Annotated in this window: 18 protein-coding genes, 1 pseudogene and 1 other annotated feature; of the genes and pseudogenes, 12 read left to right on the top strand and 7 right to left on the bottom strand. The window is 46.0% G+C overall.

Annotation, left to right across the window (positions count from 1 at the left end; all coding sequences use genetic code 11):
* Positions 1-173: 173 nt before the first annotated feature.
* From rluB to rnm, 3 genes are all read right to left on the bottom strand, one after another.
* Positions 174-1,199 carry a 23S rRNA pseudouridine(2605) synthase RluB gene (gene rluB, locus IRQ95_RS20765; RefSeq protein ID WP_194439527.1) on the bottom strand — a complete coding sequence of 342 codons (1,026 nt, stop codon included), beginning with the start codon at positions 1,197-1,199 and terminating at the stop codon, positions 174-176.
* Positions 1,200-1,323: 124 nt separating this feature from the next.
* Entirely contained in the window at positions 1,324-1,947 is a 624-nt protein-coding gene (locus tag IRQ95_RS20760; protein ID WP_194439525.1) for an L-threonylcarbamoyladenylate synthase, read from the bottom strand.
* Positions 1,948-2,001: 54 nt separating this feature from the next.
* On the bottom strand, positions 2,002-2,865 hold the full coding sequence (gene rnm, locus IRQ95_RS20755; RefSeq protein ID WP_194439522.1) for an RNase RNM: 864 nt from the start codon (positions 2,863-2,865) through the stop codon (positions 2,002-2,004).
* Between the two features lie 80 nt (positions 2,866-2,945).
* Here rnm and trpL2 point away from each other — a divergent pair, with 80 nt between their 5' ends.
* The 9 genes from trpL2 to IRQ95_RS20710 all read left to right on the top strand — a co-directional run bounded on the left by trpL2 (position 2,946) and on the right by IRQ95_RS20710 (position 13,757).
* Positions 2,946-3,071: a tryptophan operon leader peptide gene (gene trpL2, locus IRQ95_RS20750; protein WP_075651236.1), complete on the top strand. Its 126-nt coding sequence runs from the start codon at positions 2,946-2,948 to the stop codon at positions 3,069-3,071.
* Positions 3,018-3,132, top strand: a sequence feature (Trp leader region). (Overlaps the previous gene by 54 nt.)
* Before the next feature lie 129 nt (positions 3,133-3,261).
* Positions 3,262-4,848 (top strand): anthranilate synthase component 1, encoded by a 1,587-nt coding sequence (locus IRQ95_RS20745; protein WP_194439520.1) that lies wholly within the window; start codon positions 3,262-3,264, stop codon positions 4,846-4,848.
* Between the two features lie 9 nt (positions 4,849-4,857).
* Positions 4,858-5,448 (top strand): aminodeoxychorismate/anthranilate synthase component II, encoded by a 591-nt coding sequence (locus IRQ95_RS20740; RefSeq protein ID WP_194439517.1) that lies wholly within the window; start codon positions 4,858-4,860, stop codon positions 5,446-5,448.
* A 10-nt stretch (positions 5,449-5,458) separates the two neighbouring features.
* A complete protein-coding gene (gene trpD, locus IRQ95_RS20735; RefSeq protein ID WP_194439515.1) occupies positions 5,459-6,457 on the top strand; it encodes an anthranilate phosphoribosyltransferase in 999 nt (332 codons plus the stop codon).
* Positions 6,458-6,466: 9 nt separating this feature from the next.
* Positions 6,467-7,894 carry a bifunctional indole-3-glycerol-phosphate synthase TrpC/phosphoribosylanthranilate isomerase TrpF gene (trpCF, locus tag IRQ95_RS20730; RefSeq protein WP_194439512.1) on the top strand — a complete coding sequence of 476 codons (1,428 nt, stop codon included), beginning with the start codon at positions 6,467-6,469 and terminating at the stop codon, positions 7,892-7,894.
* A 12-nt stretch (positions 7,895-7,906) separates the two neighbouring features.
* Positions 7,907-9,097, top strand: a complete 1,191-nt coding sequence (trpB, locus tag IRQ95_RS20725; protein WP_194439503.1) for a tryptophan synthase subunit beta — start codon at positions 7,907-7,909, stop codon at positions 9,095-9,097.
* Complete coding sequence (gene trpA / locus IRQ95_RS20720; RefSeq protein WP_194439501.1) at positions 9,097-9,903, top strand: tryptophan synthase subunit alpha; 807 nt, start codon at positions 9,097-9,099, stop codon at positions 9,901-9,903. Before trpB ends, trpA begins: the two co-directional genes overlap by 1 nt.
* Before the next feature lie 325 nt (positions 9,904-10,228).
* On the top strand, positions 10,229-11,488 hold the full coding sequence (locus IRQ95_RS20715; protein ID WP_194439498.1) for a dicarboxylate/amino acid:cation symporter: 1,260 nt from the start codon (positions 10,229-10,231) through the stop codon (positions 11,486-11,488).
* Positions 11,489-11,717: 229 nt separating this feature from the next.
* Entirely contained in the window at positions 11,718-13,757 is a 2,040-nt protein-coding gene (locus IRQ95_RS20710; protein ID WP_194439496.1) for a hybrid sensor histidine kinase/response regulator, read from the top strand.
* 90 nt (positions 13,758-13,847) lie between these two features.
* Here IRQ95_RS20710 and IRQ95_RS20705 read toward each other — a convergent pair whose 3' ends face one another.
* The 3 genes from IRQ95_RS20705 to IRQ95_RS20695 all read right to left on the bottom strand — a co-directional run bounded on the left by IRQ95_RS20705 (position 13,848) and on the right by IRQ95_RS20695 (position 19,856).
* Positions 13,848-14,333 (bottom strand): porin family protein, encoded by a 486-nt coding sequence (locus IRQ95_RS20705; RefSeq protein WP_194439494.1) that lies wholly within the window; start codon positions 14,331-14,333, stop codon positions 13,848-13,850.
* Between the two features lie 167 nt (positions 14,334-14,500).
* Positions 14,501-18,430 carry an ATP-dependent RNA helicase HrpA gene (gene hrpA, locus IRQ95_RS20700; protein WP_194439492.1) on the bottom strand — a complete coding sequence of 1,310 codons (3,930 nt, stop codon included), beginning with the start codon at positions 18,428-18,430 and terminating at the stop codon, positions 14,501-14,503.
* 106 nt (positions 18,431-18,536) lie between these two features.
* Positions 18,537-19,856: a MipA/OmpV family protein gene (locus tag IRQ95_RS20695; RefSeq protein ID WP_194439490.1), complete on the bottom strand. Its 1,320-nt coding sequence runs from the start codon at positions 19,854-19,856 to the stop codon at positions 18,537-18,539.
* A 110-nt stretch (positions 19,857-19,966) separates the two neighbouring features.
* On the opposite strand from IRQ95_RS20695, the gene IRQ95_RS20690 reads away from it, so the two are divergent.
* From IRQ95_RS20690 to IRQ95_RS20680, 3 genes are read left to right on the top strand one after another with little or no spacing between them, the layout of a single operon-like run.
* Entirely contained in the window at positions 19,967-20,338 is a 372-nt protein-coding gene (locus IRQ95_RS20690) for a VC1380 family protein (protein WP_348541636.1), read from the top strand.
* A gap of 30 nt (positions 20,339-20,368) precedes the next feature.
* Positions 20,369-22,294 carry an alkaline phosphatase D family protein gene (locus IRQ95_RS20685; protein WP_194439486.1) on the top strand — a complete coding sequence of 642 codons (1,926 nt, stop codon included), beginning with the start codon at positions 20,369-20,371 and terminating at the stop codon, positions 22,292-22,294.
* Between the two features lie 58 nt (positions 22,295-22,352).
* Complete coding sequence (locus IRQ95_RS20680; protein WP_194439484.1) at positions 22,353-22,811, top strand: tellurite resistance TerB family protein; 459 nt, start codon at positions 22,353-22,355, stop codon at positions 22,809-22,811.
* Positions 22,812-22,863: 52 nt separating this feature from the next.
* Here the strand turns inward: IRQ95_RS20680 and IRQ95_RS22415 are convergent.
* Positions 22,864-22,958, bottom strand: a pseudogene (locus tag IRQ95_RS22415) (group II intron maturase-specific domain-containing protein); the annotation flags it as partial.

The raw sequence follows: 22,958 nt of genomic DNA, 5'->3' as shown, positions 1-22,958 counted from the left end.
TTGCTTCTGTATGCCTATGTAATGAATGGAAGCTTCTGCGCACGGTATAACAAAAAATATCGCGATCGCGACCTACGGTCGCTTCCAAAAAAGAACCCCGCTTGAAAAAGCGGGGTTCGTCATCAATCTGAGCAGCCTATGGCTGCTTTTTGCTTGTCTGCATAATCAGATGCTTAACGTTGGCCTTTTTGAGGCTTGTTGCGTGAGCCTGAAGCTCCAGCGCCGTTCTTTGGTTTGTTACGAGAACCTGGCGTACCCGCACCGCTCTTAGGCTTGCTGCGTGGGTTTGTTGCATCTGTCGCTTTTGGTTTACGACGTGAAGCGTTATTACTGCGACCTTTAGGTGCACTTACACGCTCTTCATGACGCTTAACTGCACGGCGAATTTTTTGGCTACGAGAGCGTTCGCGTTTACGAGACGTCGCATCTTTGCTTTCATCAAGCATTGTTTCACGTTCAGGACGCAGTTCAACCAACTCACGTAGGTAGTTTACGTCTTTCAGTGTCAGTTCCATCCAACCACCGCGAGGTAGTTTTTTATCAAGATAGATATCACCGTAACGAACACGTTTTAGACGGCTAACCGTTGTCTCTTGTGATTCCCACAAACGACGAACTTCACGGTTACGACCTTCGTTAATTGCAACGTAGAAAGTATGGTTCATACCTTCACCGCCAGCGTAAACAACGTCTTCAAAACGCGCCATACCATCTTCTAGCTGAACACCGCGAACAAGATTCTTAACTTTCTGCTCATTGACTTCACCAAAAACACGAACAAGGTATTCACGTTCTACTTGGCGGCTAGGGTGCATCAGACGGTTAGCAAGCTCACCATCTGTCGTAAACAGCAGTAAGCCAGATGTGTTCGCATCTAGACGACCAACAGAAATCCAACGAGAGCCGCGGATTTTTGGCAGACGATCAAATACCGTACGACGACCTTCTGGGTCATGACGAGTACACAGTTCACCCTCTGGCTTGTAATAAGCCAGTACGCGACACACTACTTCTTCCGAAGCTTTTACCGAAACAACATGTCCATCAATACGAACGATAGCGCTGTCATCTTCTAGACGTTCGCCTAGCTTAGCCACCATACCGTTCACACTTACTCGGCCAGCTTTAATCAACGCTTCAAGTTCGCGTCGAGAGCCGTGGCCAGCACGTGCCAATATTTTCTGAAGTTTTTCGTTCATCTATCTACCTATGTGTCGTCTTCTCAGACGTCGAATGAAATACGCGACCTAATTTCGCGGTCGCGTAATATACCAAACACCGTGACCAAAATCACCAAATTTTAACCAGCTAGTGGTGAGATTTTTACGACTCAAACGGTGCTGGATCACCTGAACCTACGCGTACAACCTGCGCTTCATCTTCACTAAAATCAATAACCGTGGTTGGCTGCTCACCTAAGTAACCACCATTTAAGATGACATCAACCGCATGTTCCAACTTATCGCGAATATCTTCTGGATCAGATTCAGTAAAATCATTGCCAGGCAGAATCAACGATGTGGACATCATTGGCTCACCCAGTGCTTCTAGCAAATCTAGCGCGATACGATTATCAGGGACACGAATACCGATGGTTTTACGCTTGGCGTTCATCAAACGACGCGGTACTTCTTTAGTACCTTTAAAAATAAACGTGTAAGGCCCTGGCGTGTTGTTCTTTAGCAAACGAAACGCGGTGTTATCGACACGCGCGTAATTTGATAGCTCAGACAAGTCGCGGCACAACAGGGTAAAGTTATGTTTTTCATCCAAACGACGGATCTGACAAATGCGCTCTAGCGCTTGCTTATTTTCCAACTGGCAACCCAGTGCGTAACCAGAGTCAGTTGGATAAACAACCACACCCCCGTTACGAATGATTGCTACCGCTTGGTTAATCAAGCGAGCCTGTGGGTTTTCGGGATGCACGTAAAAAAACTGGCTCATGGTAATTCCTCATAGTGTTTACCCAAGTCTAATCGAGGCACTTGAGTAGCGAGCTTAGCTCTCAGGAGTATCGGAAGGTGAAGGCTCGATACCCCAATCTTTCCACACTGGTTCTACGCCGGATGGCAACCAGAGGTTTCGTCCTAACTCCATCCACGGGGATGGGTAATGGAAGTCGCTGCCTTGGGAGGCTAATAGTTTGTATTGTATAGCATAATCGGCCAAGTTGCGTCTTTCTTGTTGTCCTTGTTGCGGTTGCGCCACTTCCATTGCGTCACCGTCCGCTTCAACAAACGCAGAGATTAAGCGCTTAATCCACTTTGCGGTCAAGTCATATCGTCCTGGGTGGGCTAAAACTGCCTGTCCACCAGCTGCGTGAATGGCACTGACTGCATCCGCCATCGAGCACCAGTTAGGCGGTACATACCCTGGGTTATTGCGAGTCAGGTATTTTTTAAACACCATTTGCATGGTCTTAGCATAACCATTCTCAACCAGCCACGCAGCAAAATGAGCGCGAGTAATTGGCGCGTCACCCGCGATTTGACTCACTTCTTCCAATACCCCTTCACGGGTTGCTTTAGCCAGACGAGTCGCAATCAACTCTGCGCGAACCATACGGCGCTGCTGCTGTTCTTCTATCAGCTTGCGTAGCTGCGGATTTTCCGGATCAATATTTAAACCAACAATGTGGATATCTTTGTTTTCCCAAACCGTCGATATCTCAATACCGTTGATGATTTTTAGCTCGAGTTCTTGCTCGGCAACATACTGTTTGGCTGTCGCGAGCGCATCCACCGTATCGTGATCGGTAATCGCTAGCACATCCAAATTAAAGCTTACTGCACGGTCAACCAGCTCTTGTGGACTAAACCTACCATCTGAGGCGGTCGTATGGCTGTGTAAATCAATTCGCATAATTTTTTCTTTAGGGTTGACAGTGAACAAAAATACTAGTTAACTAGTACGCAATTACAAACTACTTCGTAAGACACGCTATGTTACAAGAATTTAACCAAAAGCAGAAAACAAAAGTCGCACTGACTTCGCCTGAGCGCGAAATGTCAGAGCTAGCTTGGTGGCGCACTTGGACAAGTTCTTGGTGGGCTAACGTGTACTTTTAATTTATCGCTAAATCGATAAATACTGAATCGCAAAGCCCGCTAAGTTAGCGGGCTTTTTGTTTTGTTGCGCATCTCACATCCAACTGCCTAAGGAATGAACGAATAAACACCTAGGATGTTTGGGGGATTGTTAGCTTTATGCGAGACTGTGTAACAGAAAGGAATATAAATAGTTAATGAAGGAGGTCTTGTGAACAAGACCATGACAATCAACAAGCTAGCAAAAGTGGATGTGTTGCAGACTGAAGTGCCTTATTCAGCCGACCCCACTAGCCTGTTTCATACACTGTGCGAAAACAAAACCGATAGTTTGTTACTCGAATCAGCTGAAATTGACTCTAAACAGGATTTAAAAAGCCTACTTATCGTTGACTCCGCTGTGCGCATCGTTTGCCTTGAGCACACCGTTACCATGACCGCTCTGACTGATAACGGTCAGGCTCTGATTGAACACATCAGCCACAATATCAATGACAACATTGAGTTTAAGCTAACTAGTAACACACTGACCATCGAGTTTAGCGAGCCTTGCGACACTTTAGATGAAGACTCTCGACTACGTGAAGCCTCTTCTTTTGATGCGCTGCGTCTCATTCAACACAGCTTTGATCTTAGACACCAAGATAAGCACGCGATCTTTATTGGCGGGCTGTTTGCCTATGACCTAGTCGCAAACTTTGAGCCTCTAGGCACAGCTAAGGCGACCAACAAGTGCCCTGACTATGTATTTTATGTTGCTGAAACGCTATTGGTGGTTGATCACCAAACGCAAAGTTGCCAACTTCAAGCGACGCGTTTTAACGCCAGCAGCAGCGCCGCTACGATTGAAAAGCGCTTAGTAGAGATTGCCAAAGCATGCGGTGAGCTTAAATCACTGCCACAGGCAGAACAGTTGCCTAGCGTTGAGCCTGTGCCGAGCGTTTCGGATCAGGACTTTTGCCAAACCGTACGCGACCTTAAACAGTTTGTGATTAAAGGTGATGTGTTCCAAGTCGTGCCTTCACGCCGCTTCACTCTGCCTTGCCCATCTCCATTGGCAGCCTATAAAGAGTTAAAGCAGAGCAATCCAAGCCCTTACATGTTCTACATGCAAGATGAACTATTTACTTTGTTTGGCGCGTCGCCAGAAAGCGCATTGAAATACGAAACGCACACCAACCAAGTAGAAATTTACCCAATTGCCGGCACGCGCCGCCGAGGCAAACGTCCTAACGGTGAAATCGATTTTGATCTCGATAGCCGCATTGAGCTTGAACTGCGCGCCGATACCAAAGAAAACGCCGAGCACATGATGCTGGTTGATTTAGCTCGCAACGACGTTGCGCGTATTTCTGCGGCTGGCACTCGCCATGTCGCAGACCTGTTAAAAGTTGACCGTTACAGCCATGTGATGCACTTAGTTTCTCGTGTGGTCGGTCAACTACGTGATGACCTTGATGCGCTGCACGCCTATCAAGCTTGCATGAACATGGGCACACTGACCGGTGCGCCAAAGATCCGTGCTATGCAGCTCATTCGCGACGTCGAACAAGCGCGACGCGGCAGCTACGGCGGTGCGGTCGGTTACCTAACTGGCGAAGGGACACTGGATACTTGTATCGTGATTCGCTCTGCGTATGTCGAAGATGGTATCGCCCAAGTGCAAGCTGGTGCAGGCGTGGTCTTCGATTCAGACCCGCAAGCGGAAGCGGATGAAACCCGCGGTAAAGCCCAAGCGGTGATCTCAGCTATCCAAGCGGCACACAAAGCCCATAACCAAGTAACAGACAAGGTATAGGTGTTAAACATGGCAAATATTGTATTTATCGACAACTTTGACTCGTTTACTTACAACCTAGTCGACCAATTTCGTTCACTGGGGCATGAAGTCACGATTTACCGCAACCACATTGCGGCAGAGAGTATCGAACAAGCGGTACTCGAACTGCCAAACCCAGTGGTGTTGCTCTCTCCGGGTCCTGGTGCGCCCGCAGAGGCAGGCTGCATGCCCGCGCTGATTCAACGCTTAAAAGGCAAAGTGCCTATCATAGGTATCTGCCTAGGTCACCAAGCCATCGTTGAAGCGTACGGCGGCAAGGTTGCAGGCGCTGGCGAAATTGTGCATGGTAAGGTCTCGATGATGGAACATCAGAATCACGCCATCTACCAAGGCTTGCCCTCACCACTTGCAATCGCGCGTTACCACTCTCTGGTAGCGACCAAGGTGTCAGATAGCCTAACGGTGACCGCCGAAGTTGACGGTTTAGTGATGTCAGTGGTGCAAGAACAAGACAAAGTGTGTGGTTTCCAATTTCATCCTGAGTCAATTATGACCACCTATGGAGCGACACTTCTCGCCAATGCGATTGAATGGGCATTAGAGCGAACCAACGGATAAGGAAAAGATCATGGAACAGATTATTAATAAACTATATGAGCAAGAATCACTGACTGAGCAAGAAAGCCAGCAGCTTTTTGACCTGATTATCCGTGGTGAATTAGACCCGATTTTGATGGCTTCTGCCCTAACGGCACTGAAGATCAAAGGTGAAACACCTGCTGAAATCGCTGGCGCAGCCAAAGCATTACTCGAAAACGCCAACCCGTTCCCACGCCCAGACTATGATTTTGCCGATATCGTTGGCACTGGTGGTGACGGACACGACACTATCAATATCTCGACGACCGCCGCTTTTGTTGCGGCAGGTTGTGGGCTTAAAGTCGCTAAGCACGGTAACCGTAGCGTGTCGAGCAAATCCGGTTCATCGGATCTGCTTGATTCATTCGGCATCAACCTCGCGATGAGTGCAGATGACACGCGTGAAGCCGTTGATGACCTTGGCGTTGCTTTCTTATTTGCTCCGCAATATCACGGTGGAGTACGCCATGCGATGCCAGTGCGTCAAACCATGAAAACTCGCACCATCTTCAATATCTTAGGTCCATTAATTAACCCGGCTCGCCCGAATATCGAGCTGATGGGTGTCTACAGCGAAGAACTGGTTCGCCCAATTGCAGAAACCATGCTGAAAATAGGCATGAAACGCGCGGCAGTGGTACATGGCAGCGGTTTAGATGAAGTGGCAATTCACGGCGAAACCACTGTGGCTGAAATCAAAGACGGACAAATTCATGAATACACTCTATCACCGGAAGATTTTGGTGTGGAGCGCTTCCCATTAGAAGCGATTAAGGGTGGTGATCCAGAAGAAAACAAAGCGATCATTACCAACATTTTGACCGGCAGTGGCACCAAGGCTCAATTGGGTGCAGTCGCGGTTAACGTGGCACTATTGATGCGCCTATTTGGTCACGAAAACCTTAAAGCCAACACTCAACAAGCGATCGACGTGATGAATTCAGGCAAGGCATTTAAGTTAGTTGAACAGTTAGCGGCACGCGGCTAAGGATCATGTATGACACAGACATCTGAAAAACTCTCCCAACACGTCTCGAAACAAGAAGCGCAAATGGCAGAAGTATTAGCAAAGATTGTCCGCGACAAATATCAATGGGTCGCAGATCGCAAACAAACGCAACCACTCGCTGAGTTTCAAACCGAGCTTGAGCCCTCTGAGCGCGACTTCTACCAAGCACTGAGTGGGGATAAAACCGCGTTCATTCTTGAATGTAAAAAAGCCTCACCGTCAAAGGGGTTGATCCGGGACGATTTTAGCTTGGACTACATCGCCTCAACCTATGATCGTCACGCAAGTGCAATCTCAGTGCTGACCGATGAAAAATACTTCCAAGGTAATTTTGAGTTTCTGCCGCAAGTGCGCAAACAGGCTCGCCAACCTATCTTATGTAAAGATTTTATGGTCGACAGCTACCAAGTGTATCTTGCGCGCCACTATAGCGCGGATGCGATTCTGTTGATGCTGTCAGTATTGGATGATGCTCAGTACCAAGAACTTGCTGACGTTGCCCATTCTCTGAAGATGGGTGTTTTAACTGAGGTGAGCAACGAAGACGAGCTGCATCGAGCGGTCAAACTGGGCGCTAAAGTCATCGGTATTAACAACCGCAACCTGCGCGATCTCAGCACCGATTTAAACCGTACCAAAGAGTTAGCTCCAACCATCCGTGAATTGGCACCCAACGCCACGATTATCTCTGAATCGGGGATTTACACCCACCAGCAGGTACGCGAACTGGCTGAGTTTGCCGATGGTTTCTTAATTGGCAGTTCGCTGATGGCGGAAGATAACCTCGAACAAGCAGTGCGCAAAGTAACCCTCGGACAAAACAAAGTGTGTGGTTTGACCCATTCAGACGATGCTGCTAAAGCGTATCAATCGGGAGCCATCTATGGTGGTTTGATCTTTGTTGAAGCCTCTAAACGTTATGTGAGCCCAGAAAATGCCCGTCTCGTGATGAGTGGTGCGCCGCTTAACTATGTTGGCGTTTTCCAAAACCATCCTGTTGAAATCGTGGCTGAAATTGCTACCCAATTGAACCTTTCTGCGGTGCAGTTACATGGTAGCGAGTCTCAGGAGTATGTGGATGTTCTGCGCATTCAACTGCCGCAAGAGATTCAGATTTGGAAAGCCTATGGCGTGAGTGATAAACAAGTGCAACGTCTTAGCCGCCATATCGACCGCCATCTACTTGATGCTCAAGTCGGCAAACAAAGTGGTGGGACAGGCAAAGTATTTGATTGGTCGTTAATCGGCTGCACCAAAGAAGTGATGCTGGCTGGCGGGTTATCGGCAGATAACGCCCAGCAAGCAGGCACATTAGGCTGCCTCGGTTTAGACCTCAATTCCGGTGTGGAAAGCGCACCAGGTAAAAAAGATTTAGTTAAGTTGCAACAAGCGTTTGCTGCAATTAGAGAATATTAAGGAAGACAAGCAATGGCGAAGTTAAATGCCTATTTTGGCGAATACGGCGGTCAATACGTCCCGCAAATTCTAGTGCCTGCGCTAGAGCAACTAGAGCAAGCGTTTATTGATGCACAAGAAGATCCTGCGTTTCGCAGCGAGTTTATGTCACTGCTGCAAGAATATGCGGGTCGCCCAACAGCGTTAACGCTGACTCGTAACCTGACCAAAGGCACCAAAACCAAACTGTATCTAAAGCGTGAAGATTTGCTGCACGGCGGCGCACACAAGACCAACCAAGTACTTGGTCAAGCTTTGCTGGCAAAACGCATGGGTAAACATGAAATCATCGCTGAAACAGGTGCGGGTCAACACGGTGTAGCGACTGCCCTAGCCTGTGCACTACTAGGACTAAAATGCCGCATTTACATGGGCGCGAAAGACGTTGAGCGTCAAAGCCCGAACGTATTTCGCATGAAACTAATGGGCGCAGAAGTGATCCCGGTGCATTCAGGTTCAGCCACACTAAAAGATGCCTGTAACGAAGCGCTACGCGACTGGTCTGGCAGCTACGAAACCGCTCACTACTTGCTAGGTACAGCTGCGGGTCCTCACCCATTCCCAACGATTGTGCGTGACTTCCAGCGCATGATTGGTGAAGAGACCAAAAACCAGATTTTAGCCCGTGAAGGTCGCCTGCCTGATGCAGTCATTGCCTGTGTGGGTGGTGGCTCTAACGCCATTGGTATGTTTGCCGACTTTATTGAAGAAGAAAGTGTGCGTCTAATTGGCGTCGAACCTGCAGGTAAAGGCATTGATACAGACCAACATGGTGCACCGCTAAAACATGGCAAAACTGGTATTTTCTTTGGCATGAAAGCACCACTGATGCAAGATGCCAACGGTCAAGTTGAAGAGTCTTACTCAGTGTCAGCTGGTCTAGATTTCCCATCAGTAGGACCACAACACGCTCACTTAAATGCGATTGGACGAGCTGAGTATGACAACGTCACCGATGATGAAGCGCTAGAAGCCTTCCAAGAACTTGCGCGTAGCGAAGGGATCATTCCAGCGCTAGAATCCTCTCACGCACTGGCTCATGCATTGCGCATGGCACGTGAAAACCCAGAACAAGAACAACTACTGGTGGTAAACCTATCGGGTCGTGGTGACAAAGACATCTTTACTGTCCACGCCCTCCTAGAAGAAAAAGGAGTGATGTAATGGACCGTTATCAATCAATGTTTGCTCGCCTTGCAGAGAAAAACCAAGGCGCATTTGTCCCGTTCGTTACCATCTGCGATCCTAGCCCTGAACACTCACTAGAAATCATGCGCACGTTAGCAAAATCTGGTGCTGACGCGCTTGAGTTAGGTATGCCATTCTCCGACCCGCTGGCAGATGGTCCAACCATTCAAGGCGCTAACATTCGCGCTTTGGATGCAGGCGCAACACCGGCAATTTGCTTTGAACTGATCAGTAAAATCCGTGCTGAGTTTCCAGAGTTACCGATTGGTCTGTTGATGTATGCCAACTTGGTGTTTTCACGCGGTATCGAAGACTTTTATCAACGCTGTGCAGAAGCTGGTGTTGATTCGGTGCTGATTGCCGATGTTCCGACCAATGAAAGCGCTGAGTTTGTGGCTGCCGCTAACAAGTTTGGTATTCACCCAATCTTTATTGCGCCACCAACCGCCAGCGACGAGACGCTTCAATCTGTAGCAGAGTTAGGCAGCGGCTACACTTACCTGCTGTCGCGTGCGGGGGTAACAGGCGCTGAAACTAAAGCCAATATGCCAGTAAGCGATATGCTAGAGCGCCTAAATAAGTTTGATGCACCACCTGCCCTACTTGGCTTTGGTATTTCAGAACCTGAGCAAGTGAAACAAGCGCTTGAAGCTGGCGCAGCAGGCGCAATTTCAGGATCGGCTGTGGTTAAAATCATTGAGAATAACCACCCTCAACCAGAGCTTATGCTCGAAGCGCTAGGTAACTTTGTTACTGCGATGAAAGCAGCAACACAAAAGTAACATTCAGATAAGCTTGTTTACGGCTCGGGAGTTAACGCTCTCGAGCCGTTTTAGTTTAACACTTGCAACATTGTTACATTGATCACGTTTATATAAATCCATCCATTTGCGAAATATCCGATAAACCACCACCAGAGCAAACGTTACCCCTCAATTTAACCAACAAACTTGTCATTAAACTGTCACTAGCAATGATGGATTTATAATTTTCTTTGTTGCCAAATGTAAACAATAAGTGTACAAACTTAGCCGACATTATTAGCTACCTACCACAATATGTGCAGTGGTTAATATTGGGGATTTATCATTTATTAGCACAGAGGTTATGGAAGTGTTAGAGAAAAAAGGTTTGCTAAGCAACATAGGTGTTCAAGTTGTCATTGCAATGATCGTCGGTACTGCCGTTGGTGCCATGATGGGTCAAGATGCTGCAATGTTTGCTCCACTTGGCGCAATTTTTATTAATCTAATCAAAATGCTAGTGATTCCACTAGTCGCAGTCGCACTTATTTCTGGTGCCGCTGGCTTAGGCAATAGCCATGCTGCAGGTAAAGTTGGCGCAATAACGCTAGGTTACTTTGGTCTAACTTCAGCACTGGCGGTAGCACTGGCTATCGTGATGGGCGTGGTTTTCCAACCAGGTATCGGCATTGACCTGTCGAGCGTGGAAGGTATGTTCTCATCTGAATACGCTGCTAAAGGGGAACTTCCTACTTTCTGGGCGACCGTTACCGGTATGATCCCAACCAACGTTTTCCAATCCCTAAACGAAGCGAATATTCTACAAATCTTGGTGTTCTGTCTATTTTTCGGTATCGCACTTTCTCGCCAAGACAAAGAGCGCCGTACACCGATTATCAATGGCGTAAACACCATTGTTGATAGCATGGTTTGGATGATCAACAAGGTTATGGTTATCGCGCCTATCGGTGTCTTCGGTCTAATGGCAGAAGCGGTCGGTACCTTTGGTTTTGGCGCGCTAATGGTGGTATTTAAACTCTTTGTTGTATACGTCGCAGCCATCCTGATCTTCGGCTTTGTCGTTTACCCTGCAATGATCCACCTGTTTACTAAGACATCAGCCAAACAGTTTATCAGTGCAATGAAAAAGCCTCAGGCAGTCGCGCTGTCTACCGCCTCATCCATGGCGACACTACCTGTGACTATGGACACTGTTGAGCACGAGCTAAAAGTGCGCAACTCAACCGCATCATTTGTTCTTCCACTTGGCGCAACAATCAACATGTCTGGTAACGCGATCTACTATGGTTTGGTAGCAATCTTCTTCGCCCAGCTGTTTAACATTGAACTCGGTATGGGTGCATACATCGCTATCATCGTTACTTCAACCTTAGGTGCGGTTGGTCAAGCGGGTGTTCCGGGACCATCATTCCTTGTGGTTGCAGTACTGCTTGCCGCGGGCATTCCAATCGAAGGCCTACCACTGCTATTCGCGTTAGACCGTATCTTTGACATGATCCGTACTGCCCTTAACATCACGGGTGACGCAGCTTGTGCCGTAATTGTTGATGCACTGATTGAAGAAGAAACCGCACAAGCGGAATTAGAAAAACAACAAGCGTAAGCCCCCATCCAGAAAATCACAAAGCATCTTGAGCCACTCATTGAGTGGCTCTGTTTCAAACGTCATTGTGAGTCATTGATATTGATACGCGCCACCGTTCAATAAACCACCAGCCATAGCATCATTTACTTACTGGATTAGAAAAACCGGTAAATTGCTAATAACCCGTCATTTCAAGATAGTGATAAAATTATCAGTTAATGGATAATCTTCTCAGTGATGGAATTAAATGACTCCGAGTCTGCTAGAGCGCTATTTTGTTAAACAGAAATATCAAAAAACTTTCTTGGAAAAAAACAATTGTGCACTACTTCTTTGTAAAAATGACCAATACTCCACCATTATAGAAGCCAACAGTGCCTTCTATAGATTGATCGGTTACAGTCCAGAAGAAATGAGTTCACTTTTCAACAATAGATTTGCAAGCTTAGTTATTGATGACGTGAATCAACTTTTGCAAAAAATTTCTAGCTCATTGCAAGACAACTCGACGCTCGATTACGAATTTCGTATCCAGAATAAACAAGGTCAAACCTTGTGGATTCATGACATCGCCACCTATGACAAAAGCCTTGATTGCTTCTTTGTTGTCATTATGGATATTACATATCGACAGAATGCACTCGACTCGATTGTCAAAACAACGAGCATAGATAACCTCACTTTCTGGCTCTCTTCGCTGATTGATAACATCCCTAACCCAATCGCTATTTTCAAGCAACAAGAACTGGTTCTATCAAATAAAACGTTTCAGACGCTAAGTACTCAAGTTGTTAACACTGACGCTGTCGGCCAGGAATCTTTCACTGAATTGGTCTGTTCGTTAGGTCAAATCTACACTCATGCCGATGCCAATAAAGAACTGATTAGAACCTTTGCTAATCGCACTTATCGAATAAAACAACGCGATATTCCTCATCCAATTGAAGATGTTACTTTCTCTATGGTGATCTTTGATGATGTCAGCGCGTTGAAGGAGAATGAAGCCGCATTAACCAAAGCGATTGATGCGAGGAGTCAATTTCTAGCCGTCGTTAGCCATGAATTGAGAACACCTTTATCGGCTATGATTGGTTTAATGAAACTACTAGACAACCATATAGATAGTAATGAAGGCAAAGAGTTGCTGGCTTCATCAATACAGTCAGCACAACGACTTGATTTACATGTGAACGACATCTTGGACTTTTCTAAAATAGAAGCCGAGCAGTTGCAGCTAAACATACAACCAGTAAACATACTTAAAGAACTCAGCCGAACACTACGAAGTTTCGAAACTGAATGCTTTGAAAAAAACATCAGTTTCATCCTTGACTGGCAACCGACGCCATTCGAAGTTACTCACTTAGATTGGCTCAGAACCAATCAAATTTATACCAATGTACTTAACAATGCCTTGAAGTTTACCTCTGATGGTCGAATTTCTGTCCGCATCCAATTAGAGGCAAGTCGGCTTGATATTCAAGTTATTGACTCAGGTTGCGGTATGTCTCAAGAACAGCTCGATTCTCTTTACACTCCTTTTATTCAGGGAGAGCGCAATATAAACCGCTGTTATGGTGGCACAGGTTTGGGGCTTTCAATCAGTAAAAGTCTGGTTGAATTAATGAGAGGCCACATTCATGTTTCTAGTCAGATTAATCTTGGCACAAGCGTAAGTATTTCAATCCCTTGCGTAAGTACAACGAATACGCAAACAGACTACCCAGATTGGTATGACCATTGGTTAAATGAAAAATGGCGGCGCGAGTCCGCTTTCGATGATGGGTATACGAATCTTTATCCAGACCAACTTATCCAGCAAGTTCCAACAATCAGCAACAAAGACAACCAACTCACTGTTAAGCAAGTTAACTTAGAGAAATTAAATATTCTCGCGGTCGATGATGACCCAATCAACCGCCTGCTATTGAGTAAGCAATTAAACTCGTTGGGAGTTAACTACAAAACTTTCAGCTCGGCTGATGAATTAGTTGATTTCTTATCCACTCGGGACACAAGCGTAAATGCGACACCCGTTGATATGATTATTACCGATATTCATATGCCTCATATCAATGGTTATCAGTTGACTGAACAAGTTCGCAAAATTGTCGCGTATCAGGATCTACCTGTTATTGGTTTTACGGCTGATAATTCGAAAGAAGTGGCGACTAAAGCTCGCGCTGCTGGTATTAATGAGATGATTTTTAAACCTTGCTCGATAGAGATGTTTCAAGCGCTGTTTGAACGCCATTGCTTACCAGTAGAGAACGAATCAACGTTTTAGCGTGTTGGGAAAAGATAAACACACTACGATGTGTTTGGGCAGAAAAAAGCCCAGCTATATGTGCTGGGCTTAAATTGAATTCGTCACTTCTTATAGGAAGTGTAATGTCGCGTTTAGAGACAAGGTTTTAACGTCTTCTTTGTCCATGTTAAATACGCTGTAGCTTGCGCCTACAGAAACAGGACCGAAAAGGAAGTATTCCGCACCTACACCGTACATTACATCAACATCATCATCGCTGTATTTCGCAGGACCAGAAATATCCCACTTGTGTAAGCCACCTTTTGCATAAACATGCAGCGGACCAAAGTCAATACTTGGCTTAACCGCAAAGTAAACTGAATCCGCTTCTAACTTAGCACTGGTGCCAGAAATATCAAATTCACCATGGTTTTGGTAACCTGCTTCAAGGCCAATAAGTGGCAAAATACCGGTACCAACATGAACACCGTAAGACGTTGCTTCTTCACCACCAAGATCTGATTGGCCTACGTTTGCACCACCGTAAATCCAAGAATCAGCTGAAGCTGTTGCAGATGCACCAATCAATGCTAAAGCGAGTAGTGTCTTTTTCATAATTAACCTTCTCTTATAATTTTGTGAGTACGGCAACCTATTGCCAATACTCTGACAGTTCTGCATTTGGGCTAAATTAATGCAATTTACATACCGCTGTGCAATTTTCATGTAAAAAAAGACCCCGCGATGCCAAAAACATTCGCGGGGTTAATAAGTTAGCTTATTTAGCAAGCATCAATCGCGTTTTGCACTCGCTTATCAGAGACTGGATATGGTGTACCTAACTGCTGAGCAAAGAAGCTGACACGCAGTTCTTCTAACATCCAACGTATTTCTTTGACGTTATCCGGCACTGCCATGCCTTTCGGAATCTTGTTAAGCAACTCTTTATAATCGCTAGCGACCGATTCAATCTTCAGCATATGCAAACGATCTTTATTCGGATCGATTGGTAACTTCTCCATACGACGCTCAATCGCGCGCATGTAACGTAGAATGTCAGGCAGACGCTTCCAGCCACACTCAGTAGCAAAGCCTTTAAAGATCAAACCTTCGATTTGCGCTTTAATATCAGATAGAGCAAACGCCATGGTGAAATCAATTCGACCTTTCAACTTTTTATTGATATTGAATGCCGTGGTTAAAATCGTTTCCACTTGCTGAGCAATATCGACTACTGTATCGCCCAATTCCGCTCGAACATGTTCTTTTAGCGATTCAAACTTATCCGCTTCCCAAACTAAACCGCCCTGCTCTTCAATTAGCTTATCAACACCACAGGCGATACAGTCATCAATCAAGTCCATCACTTTACCGTAAGGGTTGAAGTAAAGGCCCAACTTAGACTTGTTCGGCAGGTTACTGTGCAAGTATTTGATTGGCGAAGGCACGTTTAGCAGCACTAGACGGCGCTGACCGGCACGCATCGCAGAAATCTGCTCTTGCTCGGTCTCGTAAAGTTTGATCTCTACGCTGTCTTTGGCGTCAACAATCGCAGGGTAAGCTTTAACATCATAACCGCCACGTTTTTGTTGATACACTTTTGGCAACTCGCCAAAGCTCCAAGTATGCAAACCTTGTTGTTCGATATCATCATCAGCCACTTTAGAAAGCGTTTCTTGCACTTTATCTTTCAAGCTCTCTTTCAGCTCATGCAGATCTTTGTGCTCTTTCAGCTTACGGTTGCGATGATCCACCGCGCGGAACGTCACTTTCAAGTGCTCAGGCACCTGATCAAGCTTCCAATCTTCACGCAGAAGTTCCACACCGGTCATACGACGCAGCTCTTTCTCTAGCGCATCAAGCAATGGCATTTCCATTGGCGTCACACGAGCTAAGAATGCATCGGCATAGTTTGGTGCAGGGACAAAGTTTTTACGCAAGGTTTTTGGCAGCGACTTAATTAGGCTCACCACTAACTCATGACGAAGTCCCGGGATCTGCCAATCAAAACCGGCGGTTTCCACTTGGTTGAGGATTGGCAGCGGTAAATGCACCGTCACACCATCACTGTCATCACCCGGCTCAAACTGATAGCTTAACTTAAGCTTAATACCGTTTTGGAACCAGAAATTCGGGTAGTCTAAGTCCGTAATATGGCTAGCGTCACCTCTGAACAGCATCTCTTTTTCAAAGTTGAGCAATTCAGCATTTTCTTTCGAGGCTTTCTTCCACCAAGTATCGAAGTGCTTACCAGAAACAACCTCTGTACCAACTCGTTGGTCGTAGAAATCAAACAGCTCATCATCATCAACCAATATGTCGCGACGACGTGACTTATGCTCTAGCTCCTCAACTTCTTGAAGTAACTTACGGTTTTGCTTAAAGAATGCGTGTTTGGTTTCCCACTCCCCTTCAACCAGTGCACTACGAATAAAGATCTCACGGCTAATGTTCGCATCGATGTTGCTGTAGTTCACCAAGCGTTTAGGAACAATAGGGATTCCGTATAGCATCACTTTTTCGTAAGCCATTACCGCAGCTCGCTTCTTCGACCAATGCGGTTCACTGTAGCTGCGCTTTATCAGATGCTTAGCTAAAGGTTCAATCCATTCCGGCTGAATCTTAGCGATGATACGTCCCCAAAGCTTTGAGGTTTCCACCAGCTCAGCTGACATCACCCATTTAGGCTGCTTCTTAAACAAGCCCGATGCAGGGAAGATATGGAAGCGAGCGTTGCGAGCACCTTGATACTCGTTCTTCTCTTGATCTTTACTACCAATATGCGACAGCAGGCCAACCAAAATGGCACTGTGGACACTTTGATAGTTTGCTGGCTCACTATTGAGTTTGAACTCCATTTCACGCATCGACTGGTGAATCTGGAAGTAAACATCTTGCCATTCACGCACGCGCAAATAGTTTAAATAGTCTTCTTTACACTGTTTACGGAATTGATTACTAGATAGCTGTTTTTGCTGCTTCTGAATGTAATCCCACAAATTAACAAAGGTCAGAAAATCCGAGTCTTCATGGAAAAAACGTCGATGTTTATCATCTGAAGATTGCTTTTTCTCACTTGGGCGTTCACGCGGATCCTGAATTGACAGTGCAGAAGCGATAATCATCAGTTCTTTCAACGCACCATGTTTAGGTGCTTCTAACACCATGCGTGCTAAACGAGGATCGATAGGAAGACGCGCTAATTGACGACCGATTGCGGTCAAACGCTTTTTACTGTCTTTCGCTTCAGCATTAATAGCGCCGAGTTCTTCTAGCAGGCGCACACCATCTAGGATGTTGCGTTTATCTGGCGCTTCAACAAATGGGAAGGCTTCGATATCACCTAGCCCGAGCGCAGTCATCTGCAGGATAACTGACGCTAAGTTGGTGCGTAGGATCTCAGGATCGGTAAACTCAGGACGAGAGTTAAAATCATCCTCAGAGTAAAGACGAATACAGATACCCTCTTCAACACGACCACAGCGACCTTTACGCTGATTGGCACTCGCTTGAGACACAGGCTCAATTGGTAAGCGCTGTACCTTGGTGCGGTAGCTGTAACGGCTGATACGAGCCGTACCTGGGTCAATAACGTATTTGATACCCGGAACAGTCAGGGATGTTTCTGCCACGTTGGTTGCTAAAACGATGCGACGACCAGCATGTGGTTGGAAAATCTTATTCTGCTCACCTGCCGATAGACGTGCGTAAAGCGGCACAATCTCTGTGCTCTTAAGCTTACGTTTCGCTAGCGCGTCTGCCGTGTCACGAATTTCTCGTTCACCGTTCATGAAGATAAGGATATCGCCCAGACCTTCATCACACAGCTCATCAACCGCTTCAAAGATACCTTCAAGTTGATCGCGATCGTCGTCACCTTCACCACTGAGTGGGCGGTAACGTGTCTCTACTGGGTAGGTGCGACCAGACACTTCAATAATTGGCGCATTATTAAAGTGATTTGAAAAACGCTCTGGATCAATCGTTGCCGAGGTGATGATCACCTTTAAATCAGGACGACGTGGCAACAACTCTTTTAGATAGCCCAAAATAAAATCGATGTTGAGGCTGCGCTCGTGAGCTTCATCGATAATGATCGTATCGTATTGGTTTAAATAGCGGTCGTGCTGAATCTCTGCCAGTAGAATACCGTCAGTCATCAACTTGATTTGGGTGTTGTCGGAGATTTGGTCGTTAAATCGAACTTTGTAACCAACAAACTCGCCTAACTGAGTTTGCATCTCTTCCGCAATACGACTAGCAACTGAACGCGCCGCAAGGCGACGTGGTTGAGTGTGACCAATTAAACCAAACTTACCGCGGCCAAGCTCGGCACAAATTTTCGGTAGCTGTGTGGTTTTACCCGAGCCAGTTTCACCCGCGACGATCACCACTTGGTTCTCTTCAATCGCTTTGGCAATATCATCTCGCTTCTGGCTTACCGGCAGGATCTCTGGATACTCAATAATGATATGCTGAGCGCTACGCTGCTCAACTTCCATCATTGATTTAGCAATATCGAGTGCAATCTCATCGAACACCGCGCTACGCGCAGTATCTTTCTTTATTTTACTCGCACCGGCAATACGCTTACTTAAACGGAAGCGGTCACGCAACATACATTGTTGCAACGCCTTACGCAAAGCCGCAGGGCTATTGGCCTGTGCTTGTTGCGCTTGCGGCGAATCATTTTTCGGCTGTGACGAAGTCAAAGCGTGTCCTATTCTTTTATTTATCAAAACTGCGTGGATTGTATCACAAAAACGCCCACCAACATGTGCTGCTGATAGGCGCTTAGGATGATAAATTTACACGCGACTAAAAGTTAAACTGCACATAGACAGTATTGTAGTTGCTGCCGCCTTTGATGCGACCAAACTGAGATGCTTTCTCAAATATCGCACTACGGTGATGCAACGAATAGCCCACCCAGACATTTTTCCAGTCCGAATCGTTGATTAAGTCACCCACATTCATATCTAGAGAGAAATCCAAGTAGTTAAGCAGATGACTCGGCGTATAACCTTTCTCTGCCATTTCGGTCGCTTCAATGTAGGTAATATTGTCGATATACGAAATACCTTCTGCAAAACCAAAACGCCAACGCGTCGGCCAGTCAAAGTTGACGTAAGCTTTGATTGCTGCAATGTATTCGGTACTTGAACTTTGCACTTTAGAGTCCCAATGATGCGCAAGACCCGGGGTGAAAAAGATGTCGACAGGTAAACCAAACAATTCATCAGTCAGTGGGTGACCGTAAAACACCGAAGTCATCTGGTTGTTGTACGGGTCTTTTTCACGACTGAGAGCAAAAATATCGCCAATGTTAGATGGCGTTGCCCAACCATGAGCAATGCGTAAATAACGCTTGTTTGTCAGCTCGGTTTTACGCGGTTTATTTTTATCAGGGAAAAAGCCAAAACCGACAAATACTTCACCTTCAAAACGATCATTGACAGCTTGAGTGCTATAAGCGTTATTGTCCAAGCTGGTGATACTGGTTGAGCCTAATAAATACAAGTTTGACGTCACATGATAGCGAGCATCAACACCGACATTGTAATCAATGCCTGCGCCTGTTGTTTCTCCTGTATACTTGTCAAACGCGTAATATCGGCTGTTAAAGTCCGCGTCTTTATAACGTACGGTCGCATGGGGTTGTATCTGCCAATCGCCAAATTCATAGTTCGCAGTCGCACGTAGATTTGAGTGCAAACGGGTGTCTTCATCTCCCATTAGCTCCCAATCGAAATGCCAGGTATCATTAAGTTGATAACGTAACTGAAAACCAAAATCGGCGGTATCACCTTGGTTGGCGTTTTGAATTGAAGCTGGTAGGTCAACAAATCGCATGCGTGTTAACGCATTGAGCTCGAACTTGTTCTCGTGCCATTTAGCAAGATGAAAGCCCCCTTCTAAGCCATCAACAAAGACATATTCATTGTTGAAATACATCATTGGTACAAACGTTGAAACCGTTTGATCACCAACTGGCGTATCAAATGGCACACTCGCCACACGATACATAGCCGCAATACCCCAGTCTTGTTCAGATTGAGAAGCCTTTACACTGGTCGACAGAGTGCATGAAGACGTGAAAATTAGCGCAAAAAGTGAGCGCAAAGTAAAAGTTGTCATTTTTATAGTCAATTGAGTAGCAATTTTGTAAGGATCGGCGACTTTGTGCTTATGTTTCGCCTAGATTCGACGTTAATATAAGAACATACGCCCTATTAATGCAAAAAATTGTGAAAATTTCTGAGCTAAAGAATTTACTCGCCTCCCTTCCTGATGACCTAGATATCGTCACAGGAGATGAATGGTTACCTGAACAACTCGTGACCGCGACACAAGTCGACGATATGCTGTTTTTGGAGTTTGATAATGCTCCGGAAGATGTTCAAGGTGAAGAAGCTCGTGGATTCGTCGAGCATGAAATAACAATGATCCGCGATAAGTTTGAACAGATTTTAGCTGAAAATTCAGATACTAAAAGTAAAGCTGATGCTATTTTAGCGTTATTTTTACTTGGACATGAACTGAGTAGCTGCGAAGTCATTGAAATTCTGGAAGAAAGTGAACAAGTTAATCACCCACAACTTGTCGCTGAAACACTATAAAATAACAACTCAAGGCATAATCTACAGACAATGAGCGATAGACAAACTTTGCCGTTGGTGCTGGCCGGGCCAATTCTACGTAAAACGACACAAAATGAACTGGTATTTTGGTTAGTCACAAGTGAACCGCTGTGTGGTTCTTTTCTGCTCTACGCTGATACCGATCAAGCGAGTATCTATGAGGCCCCTTTGGATGAGTGTAAGCAACTTAAATTAGGTAAGCATGCTTACGTAATATTGGCGCATTTTAAAGGTGAGTTTCCCGCGAATGTGGCTTTAAGCTACGAGTTTGTCACTCAACAAGGCCCACTCTCGCAATTGCAACCTGAGTTTTGTTACCAAGACGAAGTGCGCCCAACATTTCGAATTTCTCACAAAGCAGAATACATACTGCATGGCTCATGCCGCAACCCACACCACCCGGCTAAAGATGCACTGGTTCAAGCCGACCACAAAGTTAGCAAACAGCTTCTGCAAGACAGACCGGATATGCTACTAATGAGTGGCGACCAAATCTATGCTGACCACGTTGCCGGCCCAATGCTAGACGCAATACACCAAGTTTGTGAGCTGCTTGGTTTAGCTGACGAGTACTTTGCGCAAGCCCCATTTGCCAATAGCCAAGCACTGTATCAACACCCGTTTTGTTATTACCAGCGGGACAAACTGTTACCAAGCTACAATGATCAAAGCCATTGGTTAAATCGTTTATTGCTACCTAAGCACACACCAATATTCAGTTCTCGTGAGTGTGAGAATCACTTAATTACGCTCAGTGAGTTTCTCGCCATGTATCTATTGGTATGGTCGCCATCATTATGGAGGTGTATCAATATCCGCCGGCTTGAGGAAAACGGCTTTACCCATGGCGGGCAGCCATTTGCAGTCGCGAACATCAAACATTGGCAGCAAGAAAAGCAGCAAATTGAATGTTTTGTCGCAGGTTTACCCTCTGCTGCTCGTCTCATGGCGCACATTCCAACCTACATGATTTTTGATGATCACGATATCACCGATGATTGGAACCTTACCGTGGGTTGGGAAAAAGCCGCCTACGAGAACCCGTTTTCTAAACGCATTATTGGTAATGGCTTAATCGCCTATTGGCTCTGCCAAGGTTGGGGCAACGAGCCAGATAACTTCCCTGAAGAATTATGGCGTTTGTCTGAGCAGTTTCTTACCGCGCCGCGCGCAACTGAAGAGCAGGCAAAACACCAAGATACCCTGATTCAATACTTATATATCTTTGAAAAATGGCATTATACCGTTCATAGTTCGCCTAAAGTGGTGGTTCTAGATACCCGCACAAGACGCTGGCGCTCTGAATCACGCATGAATAAACCGTCTGGCTTAATGGATTGGGAAGCGCTGATTGAGTTTCAACAAGAGTTACTGAATCAAGACAAAGTGATCGTGGTTTCTGCCGCGCCAATGTTTGGAGTCAAGTTCATTGAGGCGTTACAAAAGAGCATGACCCTGCTTGGCCAACCACTGTTAATCGATGCAGAAAACTGGATGGCTCACCCTGGGAGTGCCAATACTCTATTAAGTATTTTCACCCACACCAAAACGCCGAGTAACTTCGTGATTTTGTCTGGCGATGTGCACTACTCTTTCGCCTACGACATCAAACTTAGATTTAGAAAGTCGAGCCCGAATATTTACCAAATCACCTGCAGTGGCTTTAAGAATCAATTTCCCGAGCCACTATTAGGTATTTGTGATCGCATTGACCGCGCAATATATTCGCCTCGTTCACCGCTCAACTATCTGACCAAACGTAAGCGTTTAAAGGTGTTCAAGCGCGATCCCGACATCCCCGGCTCGCGTCGCTTGGTCAATAGCAGTGCTATTGGTGAGCTCAAATTAGATGACCATGGCAAACCAAGCGAGATCTCAATTCTGACCGGCGAAGGGGAGACGGTTCACTTTCCGCCAATTGAACAAAGCTTGTGATCCAAAGCAAATGCCACTATGTATAGGAATAGAGATAAACAACATAGTGGCAATGCCGATGCTCAACTCAATAACCAAATTGTTTAAACAGTTACTCGATGGTAGTGACTTAGGTGAACAACACAAAGCGGATCCGAACCTTGCGATTGCCTGCTTACTGTGTGAAGTCGCGGATGCGGATCATCAACAGGATCAACAAGAAGAGATTGCCAAGCAGCAGTTAATTGGTCGGCTACTTAATCTCGATGCGGCGCAAACTGAGACATTGCTCAATCGTGCGCAAAACAAAGCCAAAGAAGCGGCTTCGCTGTACGAGTTTACCTCTCAACTCCGCGAACTAAGCCAAGAAACCCGCTATGAGTTAATAAAAGCGATGTGGGAAATTGCTCATGCTGACGGTGAAATCGATCCGTTAGAAGACGCTGTCATCCGTAAAACCGCAGAACTGCTCTACGTTGATCACAGCGAATTTATCCGCGCCAAACTCTCGGTAACCGAAAGCCCTAACAAGCCATAGCTTATTACATTGGGATAATCGAGTAGGAGGAGGCCTCACGGCCTCCGTCCTCTCACACCACCGTACAAGCGTGGGTCGCATACGGCGGTTCCGAATATACTTTTAGTGACTCATACCCATTTCGCAACGAGTACAGACCCAACTCCT

The sequence above is a fragment of the Vibrio fluminensis genome (assembly GCF_015278125.1).
Lineage (GTDB): Bacteria > Pseudomonadota > Gammaproteobacteria > Enterobacterales > Vibrionaceae > Vibrio > Vibrio fluminensis.
Note: the sequence above shows the minus strand (reverse complement) of the source record. Positions and strands in the feature narration are given on the sequence as shown.

Bases quoted from the DNA above. Each gene is read 5' to 3' on its own strand.
- rluB (WP_194439527.1), bottom strand. From the start codon at position 1,199: ATGAACGAAAAACTTCAGAAAATATTGGCACGTGCTGGCCACGGCTCT.
- trpL2 (WP_075651236.1), top strand. From the start codon at position 2,946: ATGTTACAAGAATTTAACCAAAAGCAGAAAACAAAAGTCGCACTGACT.
- IRQ95_RS20705 (WP_194439494.1), bottom strand. From the start codon at position 14,333: ATGAAAAAGACACTACTCGCTTTAGCATTGATTGGTGCATCTGCAACA.
- trpB (WP_194439503.1), top strand. From the start codon at position 7,907: ATGGCGAAGTTAAATGCCTATTTTGGCGAATACGGCGGTCAATACGTC.
- IRQ95_RS20680 (WP_194439484.1), top strand. From the start codon at position 22,353: ATGCTCAACTCAATAACCAAATTGTTTAAACAGTTACTCGATGGTAGT.
- IRQ95_RS20685 (WP_194439486.1), top strand. From the start codon at position 20,369: ATGAGCGATAGACAAACTTTGCCGTTGGTGCTGGCCGGGCCAATTCTA.
- trpD (WP_194439515.1), top strand. From the start codon at position 5,459: ATGGAACAGATTATTAATAAACTATATGAGCAAGAATCACTGACTGAG.
- IRQ95_RS20695 (WP_194439490.1), bottom strand. From the start codon at position 19,856: ATGACAACTTTTACTTTGCGCTCACTTTTTGCGCTAATTTTCACGTCT.
- trpA (WP_194439501.1), top strand. From the start codon at position 9,097: ATGGACCGTTATCAATCAATGTTTGCTCGCCTTGCAGAGAAAAACCAA.
- IRQ95_RS20740 (WP_194439517.1), top strand. From the start codon at position 4,858: ATGGCAAATATTGTATTTATCGACAACTTTGACTCGTTTACTTACAAC.
- rnm (WP_194439522.1), bottom strand. From the start codon at position 2,865: ATGCGAATTGATTTACACAGCCATACGACCGCCTCAGATGGTAGGTTT.
- IRQ95_RS20710 (WP_194439496.1), top strand. From the start codon at position 11,718: ATGACTCCGAGTCTGCTAGAGCGCTATTTTGTTAAACAGAAATATCAA.
- trpCF (WP_194439512.1), top strand. From the start codon at position 6,467: ATGACACAGACATCTGAAAAACTCTCCCAACACGTCTCGAAACAAGAA.
- IRQ95_RS20715 (WP_194439498.1), top strand. From the start codon at position 10,229: ATGGAAGTGTTAGAGAAAAAAGGTTTGCTAAGCAACATAGGTGTTCAA.
- IRQ95_RS20760 (WP_194439525.1), bottom strand. From the start codon at position 1,947: ATGAGCCAGTTTTTTTACGTGCATCCCGAAAACCCACAGGCTCGCTTG.